The sequence below is a fragment of the Glycomyces lechevalierae genome, from assembly GCF_027622945.1.
GTDB classification, from domain to species: Bacteria; Actinomycetota; Actinomycetes; order Mycobacteriales; family Micromonosporaceae; genus Glycomyces; species Glycomyces rutgersensis.
This window is the reverse complement of record NZ_JAPZVQ010000009.1, coordinates 88,823-111,365: the sequence shown is the minus strand read 5'-3', so window position 1 is coordinate 111,365 and position 22,543 is coordinate 88,823. Positions and strand designations below refer to the sequence as shown.

Genomic DNA, 22,543 nt, shown 5'->3' with positions numbered 1-22,543 from the left:
CGATCGTCACCGCTCCGCCTTCACGCCGAGCATCTTCGCCGCGGCCATCGCCGCGCCGAACCCGTTGTCGATGTTCACCACGACCACCCCCGGTGAGCAGGAGTTCAGCATCGTCAGCAGCGGCGCGAGCCCGCCGAACGCCGCCCCGTACCCGACCGAGGTCGGCACCGCGATCACCGGCGCGGCCACCAGGCCCGCCACGACCGACGGCAGCGCCCCGTCCATGCCCGCCACGACGATCACGCACGCCGCCTCCCGCAGCTCCCCGACCTTGTCGAGCAGCCGGTGCAGGCCGGCGACGCCCACGTCCGCCACGATCCGCGTGTCGATCCCGTTGGCGCGGGCCACGATCTCGGCCTCGCGCGCCACCGGCAGATCCGAAGTCCCCGCGCAGACCACCGCGAGCAGCCCGGTCTCGGCGTCAGGGAACGCGCCCACCGCGCACACCCCGCTCTCGACCAGCACGTCCTCGCCGAAGGCCTCCCGCACCGCCGCCACGCACGCCTCATCGCAGCGGGTCGCGACCGCCACCCGGCCCGGGTGCGCCTCACGCAGCGCCGCGAGCGCGCCCACGACCTGCGCGGGCGTCTTCCCCGCCGCGTACACGGCCTCCGCCGTGCCCGTCCGGGCCGGCCGGCCCGTGTCGATCTTCGCCCAGCCCAGGTCGCGGTACCCCTCCCCGGCGTCGCCGAACGCCGGCGCCACCGCCTCGGCACGCTCGTCGGACGCACGCGCGGATTCGGGCCCCGCGGACGCTTGCGGAAGTTCAGGGTCGTGTCGCACGGACCTATCCTCCCTCCCGCCCCGCGCCCGCCGCCACCGGAATCGCACCCGTCCCAGCCGCGGAGACCGCGCCCGAGCGCCCGCCGTTCACCCGCACCCGGCCGGCCGAGGGACGTTCATCACCCCCACCCCGTCCGGTCACCGACAAGCGGGCCCGGTGTCGGATACCTCGACTATCGTCAAGGGGTGTCCCAGCCGCTGATCGCCGCCCACCGAGGCGCGAACGAGTTCCTTCCGGAGCATTCGATCGCCGCGTTCCGGCAGGCGATCGTCGAGGGCGCCGACGGCTTCGAGTTCGACCTCCGCCTCACCGCCGACGGGCAGCTCGTCCTCCACCACGACCGCACCGTCAAGCGCACCGCCGGAGCGAAAGGCGCCGTGGCGGATCTCACTCTCGCCGAATTGCGGGGCCTGAACTTCGCCCACCAGTTCCCCGACTGCGCCGGCAACCCCGAAGCCGAACGCATCCCCACCCTCGAGGACCTCTTCGCGCTCGTCATCGACTCCGGCAAGGACCTCAAGCTGTTCATCGAGGCCAAGCACCCGTCGAAGTTCGGGCCGCGGCTCGAACTGCGCCTCTGGGAGACGCTGCGGCGCTGGCCCGGGCTCGACGTGACCGTGATGTCCTTCTCCCGGGCGGCCCTCAAGACCTGGCGCAGCCTGGACTCGGACACTCCGCTCGTGTGGATCTTCGAGTACCCGTTCCGCCGCCCGCCCGAGGGTGTGCAGGTGCTCAGCTCCCGGGTCGACTACCTCGATTCGACGCCCGAGTTCGTCCAGCGCAGCCACGACGCGGGGTACCAGGTGTACACCTGGACGGTGAACGACGCGGACACCGCGCACCGGATGGCCGGACTCGAGGTCGACGTCATGTTCACCGACCGCCCGGCCGCGATCCGCCAGACCCTCGCGGGGTGAAGCGCCGCACCTCAAGACGGACTCAGGGTCCGTCCGTAATGCTGGCGTCATCCTGAAGCAACGGGTAGGTTGCTGTATAGCCTCCCCGACGGCACGGAGGAAGGAAGGGGACCGCGATGCCCGCTGCGATACCGGCACCAGAGCGGCTGCGCGTCCCCCACCAGTCCGGGGCCGCGAGCCAGGTCCGCCGGTGGCTGCGCGAATCGCTCCCCGATCTGCCCGACGAGGTCCGCGACGACCTCCTCGTGTGCGCGACCGAACTCGTCTCGAACGCGGTGCGGCACGCCCGGCCGCTCCCCGGCGGCGACGTCTGCGTCAGCTACGAGCTCGGCCCCGCCGACGTCGAGGTCCGCGTCATCGACGGCGGCTCCCGCACCCACCCGCACGTATGCGCGGTGAACCTCGACTCGGCCCACGGCCGCGGCATGTTCATCGTGTCCAAACTGTCCAACGACTGGGGCGCCCGCTCACTCGGCGACGGCACCCAAGAGGTCTGGGCCCGCATCCCCGTCCGCTGAAAGCGAACACGGCTGCCCGCGGCCTCTGAAATGTCACACCCCCGCATCACCCTTGATAACCGGGGGCCCAAAAATCCGGGTTCTGAAGACGTTCGGGCTGCCCGCTGAGCCGACCCGAAAATGTCGTACCCCCGCGCCACCCTTGTGCATCGGGGGCCCAAGAATCCGGGGCCTGTGGACCTGCGGGCTGCCATCGAACCGGCGAGCGGCAGGCTGCTTCCGAGTCGGCAGGCAGCCGCTCGAAAATGTCGTACCCCCGCGCCACCCTTGAGCTTCGGGGGCCCAAGAATCCGGGGCCTGTGGACCTGCGGGCTGCCCGCCATCCGCATGTGCCCGGTCCCCGTACGCTGTGCGGGTGTCCAACCGTCCGCTCATCATCGACCTCGCCTTCTACGGCGTGGCCGCGCTCTTCGCGGGCGCCACCGCGCTGTGGACCACGCTCGACTCGCACGCCCAGTGGGGCGCGATCGCCTTCGGCGGCTACCTGCCCGCCGCGATCTGCGCCGCGATCCTCCTCGCCCAGCCCGGCCCCGTCTGGCGCCGCCGCGCCTTCGTCGCCGTCGGCGCCGCCCTCGCCGTCACCGCGATCCCCTTGGTGTTCATGGCGATCGACCGCGCCGCCGGCATCAGCGGCCGCGCCCAGGAGGAAGTCCTCGTCGTCGAGGCCTCCGGCGCGCGCCTCCTCGACACCGGCAGCCCCTACCTGCACGCCGACGCGATCGCCGCCCTCCCCGAACCGCTCCTCGGCTACAACCCGTACCAGCCCGGCATGGCGGTCTTCGGCATCCCCGCCGCGCTCTTCGGCGAGCACTGGTGGACCGACGCCCGCGTCTACTTCCTCCTCGCCGCCGCCGCGTGCGCCATCGCCGCGGCCCGGCTCCTCCGCGGCGGCCCCGGCAGCGCCCTGAACCCGACCGGCGCCGGCAAGGGCCCCCTCCTGCGCGCCGTCCAGGCCACGTTCGTCTTCCCCGTGTGCGCCTTGACCTTCGCGACCGGCGGCGACGACATGCCCGTCGTCGCCCTCATGGTCCTCGCGCTCGCCTTCGCCCACCGCGAGCGCGCCTTCGCCGCCGGCCTGGCCATCGGCGCGGCCGGCGCCCTCAAGCTCTTCGCGTGGCCCGCCGCCGTCGTCATTGCGTTCCTCCTGTGGCGCAACGGCGACCTGCAGTCCTGGCGAAGCTTGCGAGCCATCAATGTGCGGAGATATCTCGCGGGCTTCGCCCTGCCCGTCGCCGCGACCATGCTCCCGGTCCTCGCCGTGGACGCCCGCGGGTTCTTCGACAACGTGATCGCATTCGGCCTCGGCCACGGCGTGGTCACCTCGCCCGCGCAGTCCCCGCTGCCCGGTTTCCTTATCGCCCAGTACGTCCCGAGCGGCGACCTCATCGCCCCGGCCCTCCTCGGGCTCGCCGCGCTGGTCATCGCCGGGCTGATCTGGGTGCGCCCGCCGGTGACGGCCGCGTCGGCGGCGCTCTGGTGCACGGCCGGGCTCTCGGCGGCGTTCCTGCTCATGCCGTCCACCCGCTTCGGCTACCTCCTCTACCCCGTGGTCCTGCTCGGCTGGTGGCTCCCGCTGCGCGACGCCGTGGCGGGCACCGTGACCGGCAGCCTCTTCCAGGGCCTGGCGCAGGACGACGAGGCGGTCGACGAACTCGAGGAGGAGACCGGCCTCGGCCCGTCCCTCGCGGTCGAATGGTGGCGCTGATGAATGGTGGCGCTGATGAACGGCGCTGAGGCCCGGCCGAAGCGGCACTGAAAGACCCTCGCGAGCGGAACCGCAAGGGGCCGCGGCGAAGTGTACGGTGACGGGCATGCAACTCACCTGCCCCAAGTGTGCTGCCCTCATGCGCCAGTACGAGCGCAACGGCATCGTCGTCGACCAGTGCTCGGCCTGCCGCGCCGTCCTGCTCGACCGCGGCGAGCTCGAACACCTCATCGACACCGAGAAGTGGGTCAACGGCTCCCAGGACGGCGGCGCCGCCACGAGCCCGATGCCGCAGTACGCGAACGGCGAGACCCCGCAGGTGCGCGAGCGCCGCACCCTCCTGCAGATCCTCTTCGGCGACTAGACCCGAGCGGGCCGCTTCACGAGACCTCCGCCAGGCGAAGAGCGGAACCGGCGAGTCCGGTCGAGTCCCTTCGACTCCCCGTGAAGAAAATCGGGAACGGATGCATCGCGGTTGTCGAAAAGCGCGGACCGGCTCCGTCGTCCCAGACGAAGATTCGCAAGAGCCGGAACCGCGACCAGGAGGTCACCATGAAGTACGTCATCCTCATCCACTCCAACCCGCAGCCGTGGGGCCACCCGACCGGGGAGTACATCCCCGAGCACCAGGCGCTGCCCGCCGAGCAGCGTGAGCGCCTGAACGCGGAGTTCGAGCGGCTCCTCACCGAGATGAGCGAGAACGGCGAGCTCGTCCACGGCGAGGCGCTCGCCGCCCCGAGCACCTCGACGCTCTACCGCTGGAACGGCGGCGGGCCGCTCGCCACGGACGGCCCCTACTCCGAGACCAAGGAGCACCTCGCCGGGTTCTTCCTCATCGACGTCTCCGGGCCGGAACGCGCCCAGGAGATCGCGCACGCCTTCTCCGGCCCCGGCGAGACCGTCGAGCTGCGCCCGGCGATGTGGCCCGGCGGCGAGGAGCACTGATGGACGGCGAGCTCGAGGACGTGTGGAGGCGCGAGTCGCCGCACGTCCTCGGGGCGCTGGTGCGCCGCTACGGCCACTTCGACGCCTGCGAGGACGCCGTCCAGGAGGCCCTGCTCGCCGCGGCCGTCCACTGGCCGCGCGAGGGCCTGCCCGCCAACCCCCGCGGCTGGCTGATCCGCGCCGCCTCCCGCCGGCTGGTCGACGCCCTGCGCTCGGACCGCGCCAGGATCGACCGCGAGAGCGACGCGGGCCTGCACGTGCCGACCGGAGCGGCGGTCCCCGGCAGCGACGACTCGCTGCACGTGCTCCTCCTGTGCTGCCACCCGTCGCTGGCCCCCGCTTCGCAAGTGGCCCTGACGCTCCGGGCCGTCGGCGGCCTCACCACCGAGCAGATCGCCGCGGCGTTCCTCGTCCCCGTGGCCACGATGGGCCAGCGCATCAGCCGCGCCAAGGCCCGGCTGTCGGCCGCGGGCGCCCGTCTCGGCGATGTCACCGCGGCCGACCTGCCGGAGCGCGTCGGGGCGGCCCGCCAGGTGCTGTACCTGATCTTCAACGAGGGGTACGCGGCCAGCGGCGGCGCCGACCTCGTCGACGTCTCCCTCACCGCCGAGGCGATCCGCCTCGCCCGCGAACTGCGCCGCCGCCTCCCCAGCGACACCGAGACCGCCGGGCTCCTCGCCCTCATGCTGCTGACGGAGGCCCGCCGGGCCGCCCGCACCGACGGCCGCGGCGACCTGGTCCCGCTCGCCGACCAGGACCGGTCCCGCTGGGACCGGGCGCTCGTCGCCGAGGGCGTGGCCCTGCTCGAAGCGGCGCTCCCGTCGGGTCCGGTGGGGCCCTTCCAGCTTCAGGCCGCGATCGCCGCCGTCCACGACGAGGCCGGCGCCTACGCCGACACCGACTGGCTCCAGATCGCCGAGCTCTACCGGATGCTGCAGGCCGCCGCGCCCGGTCCGGTCGTCACCATGAACCGCGCCGTGGCGGTCGCCATGACCGAGGGCCCCGACGCGGGCTTGGCGATGCTCGACCCGCTCCTGCGCGAACCCGCCCTCGAACGGGCCCACCGCCTCCACGCCGTCCGGGCCCACCTCCTCGAACGGGCCGGACGGCTGCCCGAGGCCCGCGACGCCTTCCATGAGGCCGCCCGGCTCGCCACCAGCACCCCGGAGCAGCGCTACCTCCTCAAGAAGGCCGCGACGATCGCGGAGTGACCGCCGGGCGGCCGTTCGCGGCGCGTTCGGCGCACCGGGGCCGCCGTCCGGCGCAGGCGCCTTGCCCGGACGAACCGAATGCATTGATAATTGTCAATGTCTAAGGCATCGCTCCATCGTCCCCCTCATGGCGATCGCGGCCCTCACCCGGGAACCGTCGACGCGGACTGATGCGCCGCATCGCATCCCAAAGGAGGGCAGCATGCACGGCATCCGCCGCCGCATCCGGCCGATCATCGCCACCCTGTCCGCACTCGCCGTCGCAGCCGCGACCGCCGCAACGCTCTTCGCCGCGAGCCCCGCGCAGGCCCAGACCTGCAACGGCTACGTCGGCCTCACCTTCGACGACGGCCCCAACCCCGGCACCACCAGCAGCCTCCTCAACGCGCTCACCTCGAACGGCCTGCGCGCCACCATGTTCAACACGGGCCAGCGCGCCGCGAGCAACCCGTCGCTGGTCGCGGCGCAGGTCAGCGCCGGCATGTGGGTGGGCAACCACTCCTACACGCACCCGCACATGACGCAGATGTCGTCCTCTCAGATGGCGCAGGAGATCTCCAGCACGCAGCAGGCCGTCCAGCAGGCCGGAGGCGGCACCCCGGTGCTGTTCCGCCCGCCTTACGGCGAGACCAACCAGACCCTGAAGTCCGTCGAGGCCCAGTACGGGCTCACCGAGGTCCTGTGGAGCGTCGACTCCCAGGACTGGAACGGCGCCAGCACCGCGCAGATCGTGTCGGCGGCGAACAACCTCCAGAACGGCGGCGTCATCCTCATGCACGACGCCTACCAGAACACCATCAACGCGATCCCGCAGATCGCCTCCAATCTGCGCGCCCGCGGCCTGTGCGCGGGGATGATCTCCCCGGCCACCGGCCAGGCCGTCGCCCCCACGGGCAGCGGAGGCGGGGGCGGTGGCGGTGGCACCGGCACCGACCTGCTCCGTTCGGACTCGGCCGGCAAGTGCGTCGACGTGCCGAGCGGCAACACCGCCAACGGCACCCGCGTCCAGCTCTACACCTGCTACGAGGGCGCGAACCAGCAGTTCACCTACACCTCGGCGCAGGAGCTCCGCGTCCTCGGCAAGTGCCTGGAGCCCTCGGGCAGCGCGAACGGGGCGCTCGCGCAGATCGGCGGCTGCTCCGGCGCGAGCGGCCAGAAGTGGACCTTCGGATCGGACGGGACGATCCGCAACACCGGGACCGGCCTCTGCCTCGACGTCTACAGCAGCGCGAACGGCGCCGCCGTCCAGCTCTACTCCTGCTGGACCGGCGCGAACCAGAAGTGGACCCGCGTCTAGGCAGGGATTACCGACCCGAAGTCATCCGGTCCCGCGGCTCCGGCCGCGGGGCCGGCGGCTGCGGGGATCTCCTTAGACCGCCATGTCGACGAAGCGCGAGAGGTGGAGCTGGGCCGCGACGGTGATCGTGTCCGTCGCGCCGTTGCGGTGCTTGGCGACGATGAAGTCGGCCTCGCCCGCGCGCGGGGACTCCTTGTCGTAGTAGTCCTCGCGGTGCAGCAGGATGACGACGTCCGCGTCCTGCTCCAGCGAACCGGACTCGCGGAGGTCGGAGAGCTGCGGGCGCTTGTCCGTGCGCTGCTCGGGACCGCGGTTGAGCTGCGCGACCGCGATCACCGGGCACTGCACCTCTTTCGCGAGGAGCTTGAGGCCGCGCGAGATCTCCGAGACCTCCTGCTGGCGCGACTCGGTCTTCTTCGGCGAGGTCATGAGCTGCAGGTAGTCGACCACGATGAGCTTGAGGTCGTGGCGCTGCTTGAGCCTTCGGGCCTTGGCCCGGATCTCCATCATGGTCATCGAGGCCGTGTCGTCGACGAACAGCGGCGCTTCGGAGATGTCGCCCATGCGCTTCGCCAGGCGCGTCCAGTCGTCGTCCGAGAGGTCGCCCGATCGCAGGACGTGCATGGGCACGCGCGTCTCGGCGCTCAAGAGGCGCATGACGATCTCGAGCTTGCTCATTTCGAGGCTGAACAGGGCCGCGGCGTGCCGGTGGTGGAGCGAGGCGTGCCGCATGAAGTCCATTGCGGCCGTTGACTTACCGGCACCGGGACGCCCGGCGACGATGATGAGCTGGCCGGCCTGCAGGCCCGAGAGGAGCCGGTCGAGGTCGGCGAAACCCGTGGGGATGCCGGTCATGAGGCCCTGGCTCGCGCCGATCGCCTCGATTTCGTCCATGGCGGGCTGGAGGAGGTCGGAGAGGACCGCGAAGTCCTCGCTCTGACGGTTGTCAGTGACCTCGTAGACGGCCTGCTGGGCGAGGTCGACGAGGTCGTCGATGTCGCGCCCGCCCTGGCCGCCGCCGTACCCGTACTGGACCACTTTGGTCCCGGCCTCGATGAGGCGGCGCAGGATCGCCTTCTCCTTGACGATCTTCGCGTAGTACCCGGCGTTCGCGGCCGTGGGCACGGCGTTGAGCAGGTCGTGCAGGTAGGGGCCGCCGCCGATCTTGGCGAGGTCGCCGGAGTCGGCGAGGGCCGCGGCGATCGTGACGGCGTCGGCGGGCTCGCCGTTGCCGAACTTGTCGATGATCGCGTCGAAGACCATGCCGTGCTTGGGCTGGTAGAAGTCGCCCGGGCCGAGCACTTCGATGACGTCCGCGATGGCGTCCTTGCTCATGAGCATGCCGCCGAGGACGGACATCTCGGCCTGGTGGTCCTGGGGCGGGGTGCGCTCGTAGGCGCGGGCACTGCCGCCGCCCCCGCCGCGACCGCCGTTGTCGCTGAACGGGTCTTCGGGCGGAGTGTCGAAATAGGAGTTGCTGGAGCCGTTCGCGCCCCGCGAGTAGACGCCTTCCGCCGACACGTCGGTCATGCCGTCCACCCCCTCGGTCACCGTGCGTTCATGGAGAATGTACCGCCTGCATACGACAGTTCGGCGGCGTCAACGACGCTATGTCGCGCCGGGCACGGTTGCAAACGAACCTGTGGACAACCCTGTGGACAAAGCTGTGGATAACCTGTGGATAACCGCGTCCGGCCTGTGGACAACCTGTGGACAAGAACGTGATCGCGGCTCGATTCGCGGCGTTCACCTGTGCCGACGTCGTCCACCGCCTGTGGACGGAGATTCGTTCGTGCCAACTTGCGGCTAAGGTGAGGGGCGACCCCGGCACGGATCAGAGGAGCGAGACCCCATGAACGCCCCCCGGCAACCCGAGCGCAGGCCGCGGCTCGACCCCGACGGCGACGACCGCCCGGGGGAGCGCGCGTTCACCCCGACGTTGCTGGTGACGCTCGCCTGGTACGCGGTGCCGATGGTCGTCTACCTGGCGTGGGTGCTCTCGCAGCCGCCGGTGGACGCCCGCTGCGCCGAAGGCGGCTGCACCGTCGCCGGGCGGCTCTCCACCGCCATCGCGGGCGGCTGGGCGTGGACGCTCTCGGCCCTCACCGCGAGCCTCCTCGTGGCCGTGCTCCTGCGCCTCCCGCGCGCCGGCTGGCGCGCCGGCGTCGCCGGTTCGGCCGCCGCGATCCTCGGCGCCGGCCTGGTCACCGTGGTCCTGCGGACGGCGGGCTGGGTCATCTGACCGCGCCACTGACTCCCGCGCACACGTCGAAGGCCCGCGACCGGATCGGTCGCGGGCCTTCGCTGTCGCTTGCGCGAGCTACTTCTTGCGGCGCTTGGCCGGGGTGACCTGGAGCTTGAACTTCGCGGTCACCTCCGGGTGCAGCTTGACCGACACGTCGTAGGTGCCGACCGACTTGATCGTGGAGGACAGCTCGACGCGGCGGCGGTCGATCTTCGGACCCCCGGCCTCGTCGACGGCCTTCACGATGTCGACCGCGGTGATCGAGCCGAAGAGACGGTCCCCGTCACCCGTGCGGGCGACGATGTGGGCGTCGGTCTTCTTCAGCTGCTCGGCCAGGGCGCGCGCCTGGTCGAGGTCGTGGATCTGGCGGGCCGCACGGGCGCGCTGGATCGCGTCGACTTCCTTCTGACCGCCCTTGGTCCAGGCGATCGCCAGGCCCTGCGGCAGGAGGTAGTTGCGGCCGTAGCCGTTCTTCACCTCGACCACATCGCCGGCCGAGCCGAGGTTGGGCACCTCATGAGTCAGGATGATCTTCATGTTGCGCTCCTTCCTTAGCGGGTCTGGCTGGTGTACGGGAGCAGAGCCATCTCGCGGGCGTTCTTGACGGCCGCGGCGATCTGGCGCTGCTGCTGGGTGGTCACGCCGGTCACTCGGCGGGCACGGATCTTGCCGCGGTCGGAGATGAACTTCCGCAGCAGCGCCGTGTCCTTGTAGTCGACGTACTCGATACCCTCTTTTTCAAGCGGGTTCGGCTTCTTCTTCGGCTTCCGCAGGGGAGCCGATTTCGGGTTGGCCATGTGTTGTCTTGCCTCTTACTCGAGATCGTTACCGGTCTGCACGAGACCGATCAGAACGGCGGGTCCTCGTCGAAGCCTCCACCGCCGGCGGAAGCGCCGGCAGGGGCGGCCGAGGCCCAAGGGTCGTCAGGTGCGGAGCCGCCGCCGGTGTTGCCGCCGCCCCCGAAGGAACGACCGCCACCGCCGCCGGAACCGGCACCGGACTTGTTGAGCTTCGCTGTGGAAAAACGCAGCGCGGGGCCGACTTCCTCGACGTCGAGCTCGTACACAGTGCGCTTCTCGCCCTCGCGGGTCTCGTAGCTGCGCTGCTTGAGCCTGCCCTGCACGATCACGCGGGTACCGCGCGACAGCGACTCGGCGACGTTCTCGGCGTACTGGCGCCAGACGCTGCAGGTGAGGAACAGGGCCTCACCGTCTTTCCACGCGTTCGACTCGCGGTCGAACGTGCGCGGGGTCGATGCGATTCGGAACTTCGCGACGGCGGCACCGGACGGCGTGTAACGCAGTTCGGGGTCGTCGACGAGGTTGCCGATAACCGTGATGACTGTCTCTCCTGCCATGACCTCTTCTCCCTAAGGTCTCGCAGTTGCAAGGTCGGGTTACCGAAGCTCCGGTCGCAGCACCTTGGTGCGCAGCACCGACTCGTTGAGCCGGAGCTGACGGTCCATCTCAGCGACGGGACCGGGCTCGGACTGCAGGTCGATGACGGCGTAGACGCCCTCGTTGCTCTTGTTGATCTCGTAGGCGAGACGGCGCCGGCCCCAGACGTCGATCTTGTCGACGGTCCCTCCGGCGTCCTTGACGCCCTTCAGGAACTTGTCCAGCGTCGGGCTGACCTGTGCTTCCTCGATGTTCGGTTCGAGGATCACCATGAGTTCGTAGTGCCGCAAGATCGCTCCACCCCCTTTGGTCTCAACGGCTGCGGTCTCTCCGCAGCAGGAGGATTCACTTGCGCGTGCCGCCCCGCCCTCAGTAGAGGCCGGTACGGACAACCGGGCAATCGTACCTGCTTACAGGCGGTGCGCCAGCGCCGCGCCGCCTGGATGTGACGCTACCGGCCGGGTCCGACATTCGCCGGGCGACATCCGAGCCCGCGCCGTTCGAACACGGGCGCCCACTGAGCTTCGCCTCACACACGGCCCGCGCACCCTGCGCGCTAAGTTGGAACGCGTGACATCGGAGTTCCAGTACACCGAACAGATTCCCCTCGGCCCCGACACCGCCGAGTACCGCCTGATCACCAAGGACGGGGTGAACACGGTCGAGGCCGCCGGGCGGCGGTTCCTCACGGTGGAGCCCGAGGCGCTCACGAAGCTGGCGACCGAGGCGGTCAAGGACATCTCCCACTTCCTGCGCCCGGCGCACCTCGCCCAGCTCCGCTCCATCCTCGACGACCCCGAGGCCAGCGGCAACGACCGGTTCGTGGCGATGGACCTGCTCAAGAACGCCAACATCGCCTCCGGCGAGGTCCTGCCGATGTGCCAGGACACGGGCACGGCCATCATCATGGGCAAGCGCGGGCAGCACGTCCTCACCGACGGCCGCGACGCCGAGCACCTGTCGCGCGGCGTCTGGCAGGCGTACCGCGACCTCAACCTCCGGTACAGCCAGATGGCGCCGGTGACCATGTGGGACGAGAAGAACACCGGCTCGAACCTGCCCGCGCAGATCGAGCTGTACGCCGAGGACGGCGACGCGTACAAGTTCCTGTTCATGGCCAAGGGCGGCGGCTCGGCGAACAAGTCGTTCCTGTTCCAGGAGACGAAGGCGATCCTCAACCCGGACTCGATGCTGCGGTTCCTGGAGGAGAAGCTGAGGAACATCGGCACGTCCGCGTGCCCGCCGTACCACCTGGCGATCGTCATCGGCGGCACGAGCGCCGAGTACGCGCTCAAGACCGCGAAGTACGCGTCGGCGAAGTACCTCGACGGGATGCCCGTCGAGGGCTCGCCGCTCGGCCGCGGTTTCCGCGACGTCGAGCTGGAGCAGGAGGTGCTGGCCCTCACCCGCCAGTTCGGGATCGGCGCGCAGTTCGGCGGCAAGTACTTCTGCCACGACGTGCGGGTGATCCGCCTGCCGCGCCACGGCGCGTCGCTGCCGGTGGCGATCGCGGTGTCGTGCTCGGCGGACCGCCAGGCCACGGCCAAGATCACCGCCGAGGGCGTGTTCCTCGAGCAGCTCGAGACCGACCCGAGCCGGTACGTCCCGGACGTGCAGGAGGACGACCTCGACGAGGACGTCGTGCGCGTCGACCTCAACCGGCCCATGGCCGAGATCCGCGAAGAGCTCTCCAAGTACCCGGTCAAGACCCGCGTCTCGCTCACCGGCACGCTCGTGGTCGCCCGCGACATCGCGCACGCCAAGATCAAGGAGCGCCTGGACGCCGGCGAGCCCATGCCGCAGTACCTGCGCGACCACGCCGTCTACTACGCCGGCCCGGCGAAGACCCCCGAGGGCTACGCCTCCGGCTCGTTCGGTCCGACCACGGCCGGGCGCATGGACACCTACGTCGAGCAGTTCCAGGCCGCGGGCGGCTCGTTCGTCATGCTCGCCAAGGGCAACCGCTCCGACCAGGTGACCAACGCCTGCAAGGCCCACGGCGGCTTCTACCTCGGCTCCATCGGCGGCCCCGCCGCCAAGCTCGCCCAGGACAACATCAAGTCGATGGAGGTCCTGGAATACCCCGAGCTCGGCATGGAGGCGGTCTGGAAGATCGAGGTCGAGAACTTCCCGGCGTTCATCGTCGTGGACGACAAGGGCAACGACTTCTACGCCGAGACCCGCAAACCGGTCCTCACCGTCGGCCGCAAACCCAAGATCAGCATCGGCTAGCCGAGCACCTCTACATCGGGGCCGTCCGCTCACCGAGCGGGCGGCCCTGTTTCCTTCCACCCCTGGGAGTTCCCGTGGACGACCGGCTTCGCGCGCTCGCCGAGCGCGCCGGGATGCGCGAGCGGCCGCCCGCGGGCATCGACTGGGCGCAGGTCGCGGCAGAGATCGGCGCCGAGCCCCCGGCGGACTACCGCGAGCTGGTCGACCGCTTCGGCGTCGGCGCCTTCGACCACTACTTCCAGATGTTCGGGCCCGGCGAGCAGCACTACCCGCTCGGCGACGGCTACGACTGGGACGGGCACTCCAAGGACGACTGGGCGTCCGAGCCCGAACTGGCGCCCACCCGCAAATGCGCGCCGGGCAGTGAGAGTGCTGAGCCCGCTACGCGCGTTGCGAAAGTGAGCGGGCGGGGCCGGACGTCCGGCCCCGCCCTCCGGTCGTTATGGCAGGTTGGGGAAGTGGCCGGCCACGGTGTTCGCGAACTTGTAGCCGCTGGTCTTGTCCCAGTTGATCGACCAGGTCATGGCCCCGCCGATGCCGGGGTAGGCCTGGTCGGGCTTGAAGTCGCCGCAGTTGGCGAGCGTGGCGAGGCAGTCGAGGGCGGCGTTGACCATGGCCGGGTCGACGTAGCCGGAGCCGGCGGCGCTCGAGACGGCCGGGAGGCCGAGGCCGACCTGGCCGGGGTCGAGCCCGGCCTCGAGCTGGATGCAGGCCTGGGCGGTCAGGAAGTCGACGTCGCCCTGGGCGTACACCCGGCCGTCGCAGCCGAGCATCGAACCCGAGTTGTAGTACTGCATGTTGACGATCGTCAGGAGATCCTTGGTGTTCACCGCGAGCTGGTAGTAACCGGCCGAAGTGGACTGGAAGTCGATGGTCTGCGGGGCCATCGTGTACGTGAAGCCGGGCTTCGCGGCGTCGATCGCGCGCAGCGCGGTCTCCAGGGCCGGGGCGTTGATGCCGTGCTCGAGGTCGATGTCGACGCCGTCGAACCCGTACTCGTTCATGAGCGCGAGCACCGAGCTGGAGAACGCGGAGGCGGTCGCGCCGTCGTTGACGGTGACGTTGCCCTTCTCGCCGCCCACCGAGATCACGACGTGGCGGCCCGCGGCCCTGAGCGCGGTGATGTCGGCCTTGAACTCGGCTTCGGTGTACCCGGCGGCGGTGAGGCTGGAGTCGAGCGCGAAGTCGACCCGGCCCGGCGTGGTCGTGGATTCGGCGAAGGCGACCGCGATGATGTCGTACGCGGCGGGGACCGCGTTGAGCTCCATGACGCCGGAGCCGTTGTCGAAGTTGTGCCAGTAACCCGTGAGGTGCGCGTTCCCTTGTCCCGGTTCGCCTGTGGGCTGCTCCGTGGGTTCGCCGGTGGGCTCCTGGGCGGTGGGGGACCCGGTGCCGGGGGTGGTCGGTTCGGCGCCGCCGCAGGCGCCGAGGTCCTGCCAGACGCCCCATTCGCCGGTGGTGCCGGGGGTTTCACCGGTGGTCCACCACTTGGCGCGGTACTCGCGGCCGGCGTGGCTGACCTCGTCGCCGCCGACGTAGACCTCGCCGGGCGCCCATGCGGCTGCGGTGCAGGCGGTCTCGGCGGAGGCGTTGCCGGCCAGGGCGATCGGCACGGCCACGGCGGCGCCCGCCGCGGCGAGGGTGGCGGCCGCGATGACGGCCGTTCTGCGGATGCGTCCCAAGGGACCTCCAAATATATAAAGATTCCTAAAAATAATTACCTCATCGTGTCGAGACGCGGCGCGAAAGTCAAGAAGGCGGGCATGGAAAAAATCCGACTCGCCCGGTTTGCGGCCCGTCTTGGCAAGGCTCGCAACCGAACGAGTCGGATACTTTCCTATTTGGATTTCCGGCGACTACGCCACGTCCCGGCGGCGCGTCCTCGCGGGCCGATCGGCAAGGCGGCGTTCGCGTTTGCCTCGGGCGAGTTCGGTCTCGAGGGCGTCGAGCGGGCCGGTGAAGCCGTCCGCGAAGCGCTCGAGCCAGAGCCGCACGGCCGCGAGGCCGTCGTCGTCCACGCCGTAGAAGCGCCTGGTCCCCTCGGCCCGCACGGTCACGAGCCCGGCCTCGCGGAGCACCTTCAGGTGCTGCGAGACGGCGGGCTGCGAGATCCCGAAGTGCGCTCCCAGGATCTCGGCGACGGCCCCGGCTGGGCGTTCGCCCTCGCCGAGGAGTTCCATGATCCGGCGGCGCACCGGGTCGCCGAGGGCGTCGAACGCGGCCTCGGCCGCGGGCCCGGTCTCGGTCACGCTTGATCCGGCGGGGTCGTGTAGAACGCGACGACCGCGTCGACGGAGGCCTTCGCGGCCTCCGGGTCGTCGCCGTCGGCGATCGCGGCCGCGCCCCACGCCTCGCCCAGGAGGCGCGCGTACGCGACGCCCATGGGGCTGGTCATCCACTGCTCCCACTCGTCCGGGTCCAGCGCCTCGCCGGTCTCGAGGTGGTAGCCGAGGCTGTGCAGGAGGCCGTCCCAGCCGACGCCGACCGCGCCCGGGCCGTACTGCTCCCACATCTTCGGGTCGACCGGGGCCTCGTGGACGAGTTCGAGGACGGTGCCGTCGCCGCTCCCGCTGAGCCGCACTTCGACCCAGGACAGATTGCCGCCGAACTCCCAGGTCACGGCCAGCAGGTCGGGGGCGTCGCAGCGTTCGACGATCCCGCCGGCCTGCGCCTCGAACTGGTAGCGGCCGCCGACGCGGAGGTCGCCGGTGACCGGCTGGAACCAGCGCGGGAGCCGTTCGGGACTGGTGAGCGCGTCCCACACGTCGGCCCGGTCGGCGCGGAAGGTGCGCCGGGCGGTGAGGACTTTCGTGGGGGAGCCGCCGCGTTCGCCGGTGCGGATCTCGCGGGCCACCATCCCGGCGGACGCGATCGGGTCTCGAGGATCGGGCATGTCGCCTCCTAATATAAGTTGCTACTTATACTAGGAGGGCGACGGCCGCAATGTCGAGGAAACGCCGGAACTCAGGCGCGCGCTCAGTGCTCCACGTAGCTCAGCAGGTCCTGCCGGGTCAGCACGCCGACCGGCTTGCCCTCGGCGAAGACCATGAGCGCGTCCCGGTCCTGCAGCGCCGCGACGGCCCGCTCGACCTGCTCGCCCGAGCCGATCGTCGGCAGCGGCGCGCCGATGTGCCGCTCGAGCGGGTCGTGCAGGGTCGCGCGCCCGGAGAACAGCGCGTCCATGAGGTCCCGCTCCGCGACCGCCCCGGCCACCTCGCCGCTCGTCACCGGCGGCTCGGCCTTGAGCACCGGCATCTGGCTGACCCCGTACTGGCGCATGATGTCGATCGCCTCGCGCACCGTGTCCTGCGGGTGCACGTGGACGAGCTCGGGGATCTCCCCGCCCTTGCTGGCCAGCACCTCGCCCACAGTGGTCTCGCCCGAGCCGCCCATGAAGCCGTACTCGGTCATCCACGCGTCGTTGAAGATCTTCGAGAGGTACCCGCGCCCGCCGTCCGGGAGGATCACGACGATCACGTCGTCCGGGGAGGCGTCGCGCGCGACCGCGAGCGCCCCGACCACGGCCATCCCCGCCGAACCGCCCACGAGCAGCCCCTCCTCGCGGGCCAGGCGGCGGGTCATCGCGAACGACTCGGCGTCCGTGACCTCCACGATCCGGTCAGCGAGCTGGGGGTCGTAGTTCTCCGGCCAGAAGTCCTCGCCCACGCCCTCGACCAGGTACGGCCGCCCGGTCCCGCCCGAGTACACCGAGCCCTCCGGGTCGGCGCCCACGATCTGCACCTTCCCGCCCGAGACCTCCTTGAGGTACTTGCCGATCCCGGTGATCGTGCCGCCCGTGCCGACCCCGGCGACGAGGTGCGTGATCTTCCCGTCCGTCTGCTTCCACAGCTCAGGGCCGGTCTGCGCGTAGTGCGAGGCCGGGTTCGCCGGGTTCGAGTACTGGTCGGGCTTCCACGCGCCCTCGATCTCGTGGATGAGCCGGTCGGAGACCTTGTAATAGGAGCGCGGGTCCTCGGGGTCGACCGCGGTGGGGCACACGACGACCTCCGCGCCGTACGCCTTCAGGACGTTCCGCTTGTCCTCGGAGACCTTGTCCGGGCACACGAACACGCAGTGGTAGCCGCGCTGCTGCGCCACCATCGCCAGGCCCACGCCCGTGTTGCCGCTGGTCGGCTCCACGATCGTGCCGCCCGGCTTCAAGGCGCCCGAGGCCTCGGCCTCGTCGATCATGCGCTGGGCGATGCGGTCCTTGATGGACCCGCCGGGGTTCAGGTACTCGACCTTCGCGAGCACCGTCGCGGCCACGCCCTCCGTGACCGAGTTGAGCCGCACCAGCGGGGTGTTGCCGATGAGGTCCAGGACCGATTCGTAGTACTGCATGCTCACAGCCTAGGCCTGCGCCCCGTGCGACCCGGACAGTCCGCACCCGTGTCCGTGCGCGCGTCCCGCCTCGTGGATACGATCGGCGGTGGGACCGCCCCCGCCGCACAGCTCGGCGACAATCAGGGCGCACACCTCTTACGCAACGTAGGGAGACACAGGCATGAGCACCGCCGACATCGGCGTGGTCGGGCTGGCCGTCATGGGCTCCAACCTCGCCAGGAACTTCGCCCGCCACGGCTTCACCGTCGCCGTCTACAACCGCACGCACGCCAAGACCACCGAGCTGATCGAGGCCCACGGCGATGAAGGCGACTTCGTGCCCTCCGAAGCGCTCGAAGACTTCGTCGCCTCGCTCAAGCGCCCCCGCAAGGCGATGATCATGGTCCAGGCCGGCAACGCCACGGACGCCGTCATCGACCAGCTCGCCGCGCTCATGGAGCCCGGCGACATGATCATCGACGGCGGCAACGCCCACTTCGAGAACACCCGCCGCCGCGAGGCCGCCCTCCGCGAGCAGGGCCTCCACTTCGTCGGCACCGGCGTCTCCGGCGGCGAAGAGGGCGCGCTCCTCGGCCCCGCGATCATGCCCGGCGGCTCCGCCGAGTCCTACGAGTCCCTCGGCCCGATCCTCGAGGCCATCGCCGCCAAGGCCCCCGACGGCACCCCGTGCTGCACCCGCCTCGGCCCCGACGGCGCCGGGCACTTCGTCAAGATGGTGCACAACGGCATCGAGTACTCCGACATGCAGCTCATCGGCGAGGCCTACGACCTCCTGCGCCGCGGCGTCGGCATCGAACCGGCCGACCTCGCCAAGATCTTCTCCGAGTGGAACGCCGGCGAGCTCGACTCCTACCTCATCGAGGTCACCGCCGAGGTCCTCGGCCACACCGACGCCGCCACCGGCAAGCCCCTCGTCGACGTCATCGTCGACCAGGCCGGCCAGAAGGGCACCGGCCGCTGGACCGTCCAGAACGCCCTCGACCTGGGCGTCCCGGTCACCGGCATCGCCGAGGCCACCTTCGCCCGCGCCCTCTCCTCGGGCACCAGGCAGCGCGAAGGCGCCGTCGACCTCCTCACCGGCCCCACCGGCAAGGTGGACTTCCCCGCCGACTTCGTCGAGGACGTCCGCCAGGCGCTCTACGCCTCCAAGATCGTCGCGTACGCGCAGGGCTTCGACCAGATCGCCGCCGCCAGCGCCGAATACGACTGGGGCATCGACCTCGGCTCGTGCTCGGCCCTGTGGCGCGCGGGCTGCATCATCCGGGCGCGCTTCCTCGACCGCATCACCGAGGCGTGGCGCTCGGACCCCGAGCTCCCGACTCTGCTTGCGGCGCCGGAGTTCACGAAGATCGTCACCGACGCGCAGGACGCGTGGCGCCGGGTCGTCTCGACCGCCGCGCTCGCGGGGATCCCGACGCCGGGCTTCTCGTCGGCGCTGGCGTACTACGACGGGCTGCGTTCGCGCCGCCTGCCGGCGGCTCTGATCCAGGGGCAGCGCGACTTCTTCGGGGCGCACACGTACAAGCGCGTGGACCGCGAGGGCACGTTCCACACGGACTGGTCGGGCGACCGGAACGAGATCGAGCTCTAAGCACCGCCTTTCAACGGCGCCGCCCCGCTCGGGGCGGCGCCGTTTCGCGTTCGCCCCCATGGGCGATCACCATGACGGCGATCACTTTTACACTCCTGGGTTTCCTTTTCCGCGGCGGCGTTGTAAGCTCGATTTGCACCAAGTGGTTTCCTAAAGAAACCGCTAAGTCTCCTCGAAGGGATCCATCATGCCGGCCCTCTCCACCCCCGCAACCCTGTCCGTCGCCGCCGCCCAGGTCGCCTACCGCGTCGTCCCCTCCGCCTCCGGCAGCGAACGCCGCCTCGTCCTCGTCCACGGCACCGGCTCCGGCGGCGCCGAATTCGTCTGGGGCCAGCTCCTCGACCACTTCGCCGCCACCCACACCCTCGTCCTCCCCGAGCTCTCCGGCACCGTCCACACCGTCGACGACGGCGCCCCGCTCACCGTCGAGACCCTCGCGAACCAGGTCATCGCCGTCATCGAAGCCGAACGCGCCGAAGGCGAACCGGTCGACCTCATCGGCTTCTCCCTCGGCGGCTCCGTCGTCGCCGCGGTCGCGGCGCTGCGCCCCGACCTCGTCGTCCGCCTCGTCACGATGGCCGGGTTCTCCCGCTCGGACCACCTCGGCTTCCAGCAGTCGGTGCGGCTGTGGCAGTCCCTCGCCGACGACCCCGAGCGCTTCGGCAGGCTCGCCGCGGTCCTCGCGTTCAGTCCGGGCTTCCTCGGCGCGATCGACGCCCCGACCCTCGACTTCATCAACGCGGGGATGGTCCCCGACGAGGGCACCCTCCGCCACATCGACCTCGACCTGCGGCTCGACATCCGCGGCCTGCTGCCCCGCGTCACCGCGCCGACCCTCGTCGTCGGGAACGCCAAGGACGCCCTGGTCCCGGTCGAACTGACCCGCGAGATCGCCCACGGCATCGCCGGCAGCGAGTACGTCGAGCTCGACAGCGGCCACGTCACCTTCGCCGAGCAGCCCGACGCGGCGCTGAAGGCGGTCGACGACTTCCTCTCGTGAACTGCGCCAGGCGGCGGGGACGGGCGGGTCCCCGCCGCCACTACACTGGCGCCGAACCGGAAGGGACCGCCATGGGAGACGCAGCCGAGAGCCGAGGACGCCCCGACAAGCGGCGCGCCATCGTGCGCGCCGCCAACCTCGTGTTCGGCCGCGACGGCTTCACCCGGGCCACGGTGGACGCGATCGCCCGCGAAGCCGGGGTCTCGAAGAAGACCATCTACAACCACTTCGCCGACAAGGAAGCCCTGTTCCTCACCGGCGCGCTCGAGGCGTCCCGGGAGCTCTCCGAGGAGATCACGGCGCTCGCCGACCGGCATCTGCACAAGATCGTCGACCTGGAGGCCGAGCTCATCGACTTCGGCGTCGACCGGACCCGCGCCGTGCTCGGCCGGGAGGACCACGCCGCGATCGCCAGGACCATCCGCGCCGAGGTCACCCACCTCCCGCGAGAGATCCTCGACGCGTGGCTGGAGACCGGGCCGCTCCACTCCCGGCGCGTCGTCGCCGAGCACTTCCGGCACCTGAAAGCGAAGGGCCTCTTGGCCTTCGACGACGCCGAGAAGGCCTCGGCGCACTACACGCTGCTGACGTTCACGCCTGTGGCCGAGCGGACCTTCTTCGGAGCGCTGCCGTTCACCGAACGGGAGCTCGTCGAGACGACCACCGAGGGCGTGCGGATGTTCCTGCGCCTGTACGGCGCCTAATCACTCCAGCGGGGGCTGTGGGTCCCGCCGAGATCGACCGGCTCGGCCGGGACGTCGCCGTCGCGCAGGCGCTTGACGAGGGCGACCGTGCGGTCGGGCAGGATCGTCCCGTCGGCCGCCCCGCACTGCTCGATCGGCAGCCACGCGAACGCGAACTTCTGCTCGTAGGCGTCGCCGCCGGTGACGCGCGGCTCGAACCGCTCCGTGCGGCAGAGGAAGTACCAGTTCTTCTGCACCAGCAAGCGGCCCTTGGGGAACGCAGTGAAGACACCGAACGCGACCGGCCCGACGAGCGACGCGGGGTCGATCGCGCGACCGGTCTCCTCGGCGGCCTCGCGCACGGCGGCCGCGTGCAGGTCCTCGCCCGACTCGACGCCGCCGCCGGGGGTGATCCAGCGGGTGATCCCGTCGAGGCACTGGTCGCCGCCCATGTGCAGGACGGTGTCGTGCTGGTCGAGGAACAGCACGCGCGCGGCGGTGCGGAAGACCGCTCCGGTCTCCGATTCGATGCTCACGAGGGCTCCCTATGCCGCGTCGAGCTGGCGGCCGATCGGATCGAGCTCGACCGGCTCGGCGGGGACGTCGCCGCTGATCAGGCGCTTGACGAGATGCAGCAGCGGCTCGACCTGTTCGAAGCCGTCGGTGGTCAGGAAGTCGTCCACCGGGATCCAGTTGAACTCGAGGTCCTGCTCGTACGCGTCCCCGCCGGTCACCTTCGGCGCGAACCGCTCCACGCGCACGAGGAAGAAGTGGTTCTCCTGCGTGAACGTGCTGTCGGGGCGGACCTTCCGGTAGTACTGCCGGGCGACCGGGCCGACCAGGTCGGCCGGCGCGACCCGCAGGCCGGTCTCCTCGTACAGCTCGCGCGCGGCCGCGTCCCGCATGGACTCGCCCGGGTCGATGCCGCCGCCGGGGAGGATCCAGCGGGCGGGACGCTCAGGGGTGGCGAAACCGCCGATGAACAGGACGCAGTCCTGTTCATCCACGATGATGCCCCGCGCTCCTCGCCGGTCGATTCGGGTGGGTTCGTTCGTCGCGCTCACCGGTCAAGTATGGTGGCACGCTCGGTGACCGTCCAGTCCCTATCCGCGTCCCATCGCCAGGCGCCCCACGGGACCTCAACGGGCGCAACCGGAACCACACCCGCCAAGAGTCCCTTGAGCAGGCCCGCGATCCGCGCGGGGAACACGAGGGCGTCGGCCTCGCCGATCTCGTCGAGGGTGAGCCACCGCGCGGCCGTGAACTCGGCCTGCTCCACCGCCTCGAGCCGGTCGCGCACCGGCTCGAAGTGCGGCACCCGCAGGAAGAAGAACGAATCCCGCGAGTGGATCACCAGCTCCGGACTGTCCGACCAGTCCCCCTCCGACTCCGCCACCACCGGCCCGAGCGCGCCCGGATCGATCCGCAACCCGGTCTCCTCGAACACCTCCCGCGCCGCACCCTCAGCCAGCGTCTCGCCGGCGTCGAGCCCGCCGCCGGGCGTCACGTAGTACTCCACGCCCGGGCCCATGTAGTCCCGGCTGTAGAACAGCAGCACCCGGTCCGCCTCATCAACGAGCAGCACCCGCGCACACCGCCGCCGCACGATCTCAGGACCAGTCATGAACCGAGTATCCGCACCCGCCCCTGGCCGCGTCCACCCTGGCGGTGCTC

Annotated in this window: 26 protein-coding genes; 12 read left to right on the top strand and 14 right to left on the bottom strand. The window is 70.7% G+C overall.

Translation table 11 applies throughout. The annotated features are described in order from the left end of the window. Positions 1 to 6: 6 nt before the first annotated feature. Positions 7 to 783, bottom strand: coding sequence for a nickel pincer cofactor biosynthesis protein LarB (gene larB / locus O2L01_RS15530; protein ID WP_270122874.1), 777 nt, complete (start codon positions 781 to 783; stop codon positions 7 to 9). A gap of 186 nt (positions 784 to 969) precedes the next feature. Here larB and O2L01_RS15525 point away from each other — a divergent pair, with 186 nt between their 5' ends. The 7 genes from O2L01_RS15525 to O2L01_RS15495 all read left to right on the top strand — a co-directional run bounded on the left by O2L01_RS15525 (position 970) and on the right by O2L01_RS15495 (position 7,377). Further along, positions 970 to 1,701: a glycerophosphodiester phosphodiesterase gene (locus O2L01_RS15525; RefSeq protein WP_270122873.1), complete on the top strand. Its 732-nt coding sequence runs from the start codon at positions 970 to 972 to the stop codon at positions 1,699 to 1,701. Between the two features lie 116 nt (positions 1,702 to 1,817). Further along, positions 1,818 to 2,219 carry an ATP-binding protein gene (locus O2L01_RS15520; RefSeq protein WP_270122872.1) on the top strand — a complete coding sequence of 134 codons (402 nt, stop codon included), beginning with the start codon at positions 1,818 to 1,820 and terminating at the stop codon, positions 2,217 to 2,219. A gap of 355 nt (positions 2,220 to 2,574) precedes the next feature. Further along, positions 2,575 to 3,924: a glycosyltransferase 87 family protein gene (locus O2L01_RS15515; RefSeq protein ID WP_270122871.1), complete on the top strand. Its 1,350-nt coding sequence runs from the start codon at positions 2,575 to 2,577 to the stop codon at positions 3,922 to 3,924. A gap of 106 nt (positions 3,925 to 4,030) precedes the next feature. Then, positions 4,031 to 4,288 (top strand): TFIIB-type zinc ribbon-containing protein, encoded by a 258-nt coding sequence (locus tag O2L01_RS15510; protein ID WP_270122870.1) that lies wholly within the window; start codon positions 4,031 to 4,033, stop codon positions 4,286 to 4,288. Between the two features lie 188 nt (positions 4,289 to 4,476). Beyond that, complete coding sequence (locus O2L01_RS15505) at positions 4,477 to 4,869, top strand: YciI family protein (protein WP_270122869.1); 393 nt, start codon at positions 4,477 to 4,479, stop codon at positions 4,867 to 4,869. Beyond that, positions 4,869 to 6,080 carry an RNA polymerase sigma factor gene (locus O2L01_RS15500; protein WP_270122868.1) on the top strand — a complete coding sequence of 404 codons (1,212 nt, stop codon included), beginning with the start codon at positions 4,869 to 4,871 and terminating at the stop codon, positions 6,078 to 6,080. The genes O2L01_RS15505 and O2L01_RS15500 overlap by 1 nt, the downstream gene beginning before the upstream one ends. A 202-nt stretch (positions 6,081 to 6,282) precedes the next feature. Further along, complete coding sequence (locus O2L01_RS15495; protein ID WP_270122867.1) at positions 6,283 to 7,377, top strand: polysaccharide deacetylase family protein; 1,095 nt, start codon at positions 6,283 to 6,285, stop codon at positions 7,375 to 7,377. Between the two features lie 72 nt (positions 7,378 to 7,449). On the opposite strand, the gene dnaB is transcribed toward O2L01_RS15495, so the two are convergent. Next, entirely contained in the window at positions 7,450 to 8,928 is a 1,479-nt protein-coding gene (gene dnaB, locus O2L01_RS15490; RefSeq protein ID WP_270122866.1) for a replicative DNA helicase, read from the bottom strand. A 301-nt stretch (positions 8,929 to 9,229) separates the two neighbouring features. Here dnaB and O2L01_RS15485 point away from each other — a divergent pair, with 301 nt between their 5' ends. Continuing rightward, positions 9,230 to 9,619, top strand: coding sequence for a hypothetical protein (locus tag O2L01_RS15485; RefSeq protein ID WP_270122865.1), 390 nt, complete (start codon positions 9,230 to 9,232; stop codon positions 9,617 to 9,619). A 78-nt stretch (positions 9,620 to 9,697) separates the two neighbouring features. Here O2L01_RS15485 and rplI read toward each other — a convergent pair whose 3' ends face one another. From rplI to rpsF, 4 genes are read right to left on the bottom strand one after another with little or no spacing between them, the layout of a single operon-like run. Further along, positions 9,698 to 10,159, bottom strand: a complete 462-nt coding sequence (gene rplI / locus O2L01_RS15480; RefSeq protein WP_270122864.1) for a 50S ribosomal protein L9 — start codon at positions 10,157 to 10,159, stop codon at positions 9,698 to 9,700. 14 nt (positions 10,160 to 10,173) lie between these two features. Further along, entirely contained in the window at positions 10,174 to 10,419 is a 246-nt protein-coding gene (gene rpsR, locus O2L01_RS15475) for a 30S ribosomal protein S18 (protein WP_030160643.1), read from the bottom strand. Between the two features lie 50 nt (positions 10,420 to 10,469). Next, the gene (locus O2L01_RS15470) at positions 10,470 to 10,979 is read right to left on the bottom strand and encodes a single-stranded DNA-binding protein (RefSeq protein ID WP_205324454.1); all 510 of its coding nucleotides are present in this window, start codon (positions 10,977 to 10,979) and stop codon (positions 10,470 to 10,472) included. Positions 10,980 to 11,018: 39 nt separating this feature from the next. Continuing rightward, positions 11,019 to 11,309 carry a 30S ribosomal protein S6 gene (gene rpsF / locus O2L01_RS15465; protein WP_208497184.1) on the bottom strand — a complete coding sequence of 97 codons (291 nt, stop codon included), beginning with the start codon at positions 11,307 to 11,309 and terminating at the stop codon, positions 11,019 to 11,021. A 280-nt stretch (positions 11,310 to 11,589) separates the two neighbouring features. On the opposite strand from rpsF, the gene O2L01_RS15460 reads away from it, so the two are divergent. Beyond that, a complete protein-coding gene (locus O2L01_RS15460) occupies positions 11,590 to 13,251 on the top strand; it encodes a fumarate hydratase (RefSeq protein ID WP_270122863.1) in 1,662 nt (553 codons plus the stop codon). A gap of 29 nt (positions 13,252 to 13,280) precedes the next feature. Here O2L01_RS15460 and O2L01_RS15455 read toward each other — a convergent pair whose 3' ends face one another. From O2L01_RS15455 to O2L01_RS15435, 5 genes are all read right to left on the bottom strand, one after another. After that, complete coding sequence (locus O2L01_RS15455; RefSeq protein ID WP_270122862.1) at positions 13,281 to 13,553, bottom strand: hypothetical protein; 273 nt, start codon at positions 13,551 to 13,553, stop codon at positions 13,281 to 13,283. 138 nt (positions 13,554 to 13,691) lie between these two features. Further along, positions 13,692 to 14,933: a chitinase gene (locus tag O2L01_RS15450; protein WP_270122861.1), complete on the bottom strand. Its 1,242-nt coding sequence runs from the start codon at positions 14,931 to 14,933 to the stop codon at positions 13,692 to 13,694. Between the two features lie 174 nt (positions 14,934 to 15,107). After that, positions 15,108 to 15,500 (bottom strand): ArsR/SmtB family transcription factor, encoded by a 393-nt coding sequence (locus O2L01_RS15445; RefSeq protein ID WP_270122860.1) that lies wholly within the window; start codon positions 15,498 to 15,500, stop codon positions 15,108 to 15,110. Next, complete coding sequence (locus tag O2L01_RS15440) at positions 15,497 to 16,144, bottom strand: SRPBCC family protein (RefSeq protein ID WP_270122859.1); 648 nt, start codon at positions 16,142 to 16,144, stop codon at positions 15,497 to 15,499. Before O2L01_RS15440 ends, O2L01_RS15445 begins: the two co-directional genes overlap by 4 nt. A gap of 83 nt (positions 16,145 to 16,227) precedes the next feature. After that, on the bottom strand, positions 16,228 to 17,592 hold the full coding sequence (locus O2L01_RS15435) for a cystathionine beta-synthase (RefSeq protein ID WP_270122858.1): 1,365 nt from the start codon (positions 17,590 to 17,592) through the stop codon (positions 16,228 to 16,230). Positions 17,593 to 17,755: 163 nt separating this feature from the next. Between O2L01_RS15435 and gndA the strand changes: the two genes are divergently transcribed. The 3 genes from gndA to O2L01_RS15420 all read left to right on the top strand — a co-directional run bounded on the left by gndA (position 17,756) and on the right by O2L01_RS15420 (position 20,890). After that, on the top strand, positions 17,756 to 19,186 hold the full coding sequence (gene gndA / locus O2L01_RS15430) for an NADP-dependent phosphogluconate dehydrogenase (RefSeq protein WP_270122857.1): 1,431 nt from the start codon (positions 17,756 to 17,758) through the stop codon (positions 19,184 to 19,186). A 187-nt stretch (positions 19,187 to 19,373) separates the two neighbouring features. Beyond that, positions 19,374 to 20,186, top strand: a complete 813-nt coding sequence (locus O2L01_RS15425; protein WP_270122856.1) for an alpha/beta fold hydrolase — start codon at positions 19,374 to 19,376, stop codon at positions 20,184 to 20,186. A gap of 71 nt (positions 20,187 to 20,257) precedes the next feature. Then, on the top strand, positions 20,258 to 20,890 hold the full coding sequence (locus tag O2L01_RS15420; protein WP_270122855.1) for a TetR/AcrR family transcriptional regulator: 633 nt from the start codon (positions 20,258 to 20,260) through the stop codon (positions 20,888 to 20,890). On the opposite strand, the gene O2L01_RS15415 is transcribed toward O2L01_RS15420, so the two are convergent. From O2L01_RS15415 to O2L01_RS15405, 3 genes are read right to left on the bottom strand one after another with little or no spacing between them, the layout of a single operon-like run. After that, the gene (locus O2L01_RS15415) at positions 20,887 to 21,405 is read right to left on the bottom strand and encodes an NUDIX domain-containing protein (RefSeq protein WP_270122854.1); all 519 of its coding nucleotides are present in this window, start codon (positions 21,403 to 21,405) and stop codon (positions 20,887 to 20,889) included. The two genes, O2L01_RS15420 and O2L01_RS15415, sit on opposite strands and share 4 nt — an antisense overlap. Before the next feature lie 9 nt (positions 21,406 to 21,414). Continuing rightward, positions 21,415 to 21,933, bottom strand: a complete 519-nt coding sequence (locus O2L01_RS15410) for an NUDIX domain-containing protein (RefSeq protein ID WP_270122853.1) — start codon at positions 21,931 to 21,933, stop codon at positions 21,415 to 21,417. Continuing rightward, positions 21,930 to 22,493: an NUDIX hydrolase gene (locus O2L01_RS15405; RefSeq protein ID WP_270122851.1), complete on the bottom strand. Its 564-nt coding sequence runs from the start codon at positions 22,491 to 22,493 to the stop codon at positions 21,930 to 21,932. Before O2L01_RS15405 ends, O2L01_RS15410 begins: the two co-directional genes overlap by 4 nt. Positions 22,494 to 22,543: the final 50 nt, after the last annotated feature.

What these genes read in the sequence shown, in the direction of transcription:
- O2L01_RS15520 (WP_270122872.1), top strand. Translation starts at nt 1,818, where the DNA reads ATGCCCGCTGCGATACCGGCACCAGAGCGGCTGCGCGTCCCCCACCAG.
- O2L01_RS15510 (WP_270122870.1), top strand. Translation starts at nt 4,031, where the DNA reads ATGCAACTCACCTGCCCCAAGTGTGCTGCCCTCATGCGCCAGTACGAG.
- O2L01_RS15505 (WP_270122869.1), top strand. Translation starts at nt 4,477, where the DNA reads ATGAAGTACGTCATCCTCATCCACTCCAACCCGCAGCCGTGGGGCCAC.
- O2L01_RS15500 (WP_270122868.1), top strand. Translation starts at nt 4,869, where the DNA reads ATGGACGGCGAGCTCGAGGACGTGTGGAGGCGCGAGTCGCCGCACGTC.
- O2L01_RS15495 (WP_270122867.1), top strand. Translation starts at nt 6,283, where the DNA reads ATGCACGGCATCCGCCGCCGCATCCGGCCGATCATCGCCACCCTGTCC.
- O2L01_RS15485 (WP_270122865.1), top strand. Translation starts at nt 9,230, where the DNA reads ATGAACGCCCCCCGGCAACCCGAGCGCAGGCCGCGGCTCGACCCCGAC.
- rplI (WP_270122864.1), bottom strand. Translation starts at nt 10,159, where the DNA reads ATGAAGATCATCCTGACTCATGAGGTGCCCAACCTCGGCTCGGCCGGC.
- rpsR (WP_030160643.1), bottom strand. Translation starts at nt 10,419, where the DNA reads ATGGCCAACCCGAAATCGGCTCCCCTGCGGAAGCCGAAGAAGAAGCCG.
- O2L01_RS15470 (WP_205324454.1), bottom strand. Translation starts at nt 10,979, where the DNA reads ATGGCAGGAGAGACAGTCATCACGGTTATCGGCAACCTCGTCGACGAC.
- O2L01_RS15440 (WP_270122859.1), bottom strand. Translation starts at nt 16,144, where the DNA reads ATGCCCGATCCTCGAGACCCGATCGCGTCCGCCGGGATGGTGGCCCGC.
- O2L01_RS15435 (WP_270122858.1), bottom strand. Translation starts at nt 17,592, where the DNA reads ATGCAGTACTACGAATCGGTCCTGGACCTCATCGGCAACACCCCGCTG.
- gndA (WP_270122857.1), top strand. Translation starts at nt 17,756, where the DNA reads ATGAGCACCGCCGACATCGGCGTGGTCGGGCTGGCCGTCATGGGCTCC.
- O2L01_RS15425 (WP_270122856.1), top strand. Translation starts at nt 19,374, where the DNA reads ATGCCGGCCCTCTCCACCCCCGCAACCCTGTCCGTCGCCGCCGCCCAG.
- O2L01_RS15420 (WP_270122855.1), top strand. Translation starts at nt 20,258, where the DNA reads ATGGGAGACGCAGCCGAGAGCCGAGGACGCCCCGACAAGCGGCGCGCC.
- O2L01_RS15405 (WP_270122851.1), bottom strand. Translation starts at nt 22,493, where the DNA reads ATGACTGGTCCTGAGATCGTGCGGCGGCGGTGTGCGCGGGTGCTGCTC.